This window comes from Bailinhaonella thermotolerans (genome assembly GCF_003594875.1).
GTDB lineage: Bacteria > Actinomycetota > Actinomycetes > Streptosporangiales > Streptosporangiaceae > Bailinhaonella > Bailinhaonella thermotolerans.
In genome coordinates, this window is record NZ_QZEY01000058.1 from 1 (window position 1) to 685 (window position 685).

Genomic DNA, 685 nt, shown 5'->3' on the forward strand with positions numbered 1-685 from the left:
GCGTGCCTTTTGAAGAATGAGCCTGCGAGTTATGGTGTGTGGCGAGGTTAACCCGGGTGGGGTAGCCGTAGCGAAAGCGAGTCTGAAGAGGGCGTTTGAGTCGCATGCTGTAGACCCGAAGCGGAGTGATCTACCCATGGGCAGGTTGAAGCGCGGGTAAGACCGTGTGGAGGACCGAACCCACCAGGGTTGAAAACCTGGGGGATGACCTGTGGGTAGGGGTGAAAGGCCAATCAAACTCCGTGATAGCTGGTTCTCCCCGAAATGCATTTAGGTGCAGCGTCGCGTGTTTCTTGCCGGAGGTAGAGCACTGGATGGCCGATGGGCCCGACAAGGTTACTGACGTCAGCCAAACTCCGAATGCCGGTAAGTGAGAGCGTGGCAGTGAGACTGTGGGGGATAAGCTCCATGGTCGAGAGGGAAACAGCCCAGACCACCGACTAAGGCCCCTAAGCGTGTGCTAAGTGGGAAAGGATGTGGAGTTGCTGTGACAACCAGGAGGTTGGCTTAGAAGCAGCCATCCTTGAAAGAGTGCGTAATAGCTCACTGGTCAAGTGATTCCGCGCCGACAATGTAGCGGGGCTCAAGTACACCGCCGAAGTCGTGGCATCCACACGTCAGCCTAGCCTTTGTGGTTCAGGTGTGTGGGTGGGTAGGGGAGCGTCGTGTCGCGGGTGAAGCCGCC

At 57.7% G+C, this 685-nt stretch carries 1 rRNA gene; it reads left to right on the forward strand.

The features are described 5' to 3' along the window. A 23S ribosomal RNA gene (locus D5H75_RS40735) occupies window positions 1-685 on the forward strand; the annotation flags it as partial.